This window comes from Enterobacter sp. 03-F-07-AD-ECC, from assembly GCF_047530935.1.
Classification (GTDB): Bacteria; Pseudomonadota; Gammaproteobacteria; order Enterobacterales; family Enterobacteriaceae; genus Enterobacter; species Enterobacter cloacae.
This window is the reverse complement of the sequence record NZ_JBLKBZ010000069.1, coordinates 1-1170: the sequence shown is the minus strand read 5'-3', so window position 1 is coordinate 1170 and position 1170 is coordinate 1. Positions and strand designations below refer to the sequence as shown.

At 47.7% G+C, this 1170-nt stretch carries 1 protein-coding gene; it reads left to right on the top strand.

The window, feature by feature from the left end; all coding sequences use genetic code 11:
• Window positions 1-7: 7 nt before the first annotated feature.
• On the top strand, window positions 8-1012 hold the full coding sequence (locus ACMWKA_RS25655) for an IS110-like element IS4321 family transposase (RefSeq protein ID WP_000427623.1): 1005 nt from the start codon (window positions 8-10) through the stop codon (window positions 1010-1012).
• Window positions 1013-1170: the final 158 nt, after the last annotated feature.

The following is a 1170-nucleotide window of genomic DNA, read 5'->3' as shown; positions in this document are numbered from 1 at the left end:
AACTATCATGGAAAACATTGCGCTCATTGGTATCGATCTGGGTAAAAACTCTTTCCATATTCATTGCCAGGATCGTCGCGGGAAGGCTGTTTACCGTAAAAAATTTACCCGGCCAAAGTTGATCGAATTTTTGGCGACATGCCCCGCTACAACCATCGCAATGGAAGCCTGTGGCGGTTCTCACTTTATGGCACGCAAGTTGGAAGAGTTGGGGCATTCCCCAAAGCTGATATCACCACAATTTGTCCGCCCGTTCGTTAAAAGCAATAAAAACGACTTTGTCGACGCCGAAGCTATTTGTGAAGCTGCATCGCGTCCGTCTATGCGTTTTGTGCAGCCCAGAACGGAATCTCAGCAGGCAATGCGGGCTCTGCATCGTGTCCGTGAATCCCTGGTTCAGGATAAGGTAAAAACAACCAATCAAATGCATGCTTTTCTGCTGGAATTTGGCATTAGCGTTCCCCGAGGAGCTGCCGTTATTAGCCGACTGAGTACCATTCTTGAGGATAATAGTTTGCCTCTTTACCTCAGCCAGTTATTGCTGAAATTACAACAGCATTATCACTATCTTGTTGAGCAGATTAAAGATTTGGAATCCCAGTTGAAACGAAAGTTGGACGAAGATGAGGTTGGACAGCGCTTGCTGAGCATTCCCTGCGTCGGAACACTGACAGCGAGTACTATTTCAACTGAGATTGGCGACGGGAAGCAGTACGCCAGCAGCCGTGACTTTGCGGCGGCAACAGGGCTTGTACCTCGGCAGTACAGCACGGGAGGTAGGACGACATTGCTGGGAATTAGTAAGCGAGGTAATAAAAAGATCCGAACTTTGTTGGTTCAATGTGCCAGGGTATTCATACAAAAACTGGAACACCAGTCTGGCAAATTGGCCGATTGGGTCAGGGATTTACTGTGCCGGAAAAGCAACTTTGTCGTCACTTGTGCTCTGGCAAACAAGCTGGCCAGAATAGCCTGGGCCCTAACGGCACGACAGCAAACTTATGTAGCATAACGGCAGAAATACACCGGTTTAAAGAATTACTGATCTGGTTTTGCGAATACTGATATTGATGATACTAACGGCCCACCGGCCTGTTGAGGAACCTGTAAAACGGAAAGGCTCATTGAAGCCGTATATTTTCTGGAGGTTCATCAGGCGCGGAACTCATC